This window comes from Pseudomonas sp. 51_B (genome assembly GCF_017491595.1).
Classification (GTDB): Bacteria; Pseudomonadota; Gammaproteobacteria; order Pseudomonadales; family Pseudomonadaceae; genus Aquipseudomonas; species Aquipseudomonas promysalinigenes.
The window spans coordinates 1-641 of the sequence record NZ_JAFGYW010000094.1 but is presented as its reverse complement, the minus strand read 5'-3'; the positions used below and the strand labels follow the sequence as shown (position 1 = coordinate 641).

At 59.1% G+C, this 641-nt stretch carries 1 pseudogene; it reads right to left on the bottom strand.

The window, feature by feature from the left end:
* Nucleotides 1–600: pseudogene (locus tag J5M56_RS23805) on the bottom strand (leucine-rich repeat domain-containing protein); the annotation flags it as partial.
* Nucleotides 601–641: the final 41 nt, after the last annotated feature.

Below are 641 nucleotides of genomic sequence, written 5' to 3'. Positions count from 1 at the left end.
GCGCAGGTCGGTTTCCAGATCTCGCCTGAAATGTTGGCGATTGCGTGTTTCCCTGGCTGCCGCGTCGTTCGCCAGTGGCATTTGCGTGTCAGGATCGTTGGGGATCTCGTTTGCCCAGCTATCCAGGCGTTCGAGCAGGCTGGTGAGGCCGGTTTTGCGGCGCATCAGCTCAAGACGTCCATCGGCCAGCGTACCCGCCAGCTTGTAGACCAGATCGTTGGCATCGAAGCCGGACAGCGACGGGTAAAGGCTTTGCGCCAGATCGATGTCGTCCTGTTGGACCCAGCCACCGAAATTGTCGGCTTTGGCCTGGAAAGCGGCTTTGACACGTTCTCTGGAAGAAACCGACAACGGGTTGGCACCCAGTTCCATGCCGCGACCGGAATAACGCGTCAGCTCGGTCGGCACTTCGATGATGTTGTTGTCGCTCAGCAATGCAACTTCCAGCTGCGGCAGCTGTTCCAGCCCGGCAGGAACGCTATCGATTCCGGTGCTGGTCAGATCGATGAACGTCAGGTTCTGCAGTGCCGACACATCCGGCGAGACCTGCAGCGGATTGCTGTACAAGTCCAGAGATTTCAAGCGGGTCAGCGTGGACAAGGCCGCTTGTCCGGCAGGATCCAGTGTGATCTGGCACTTGC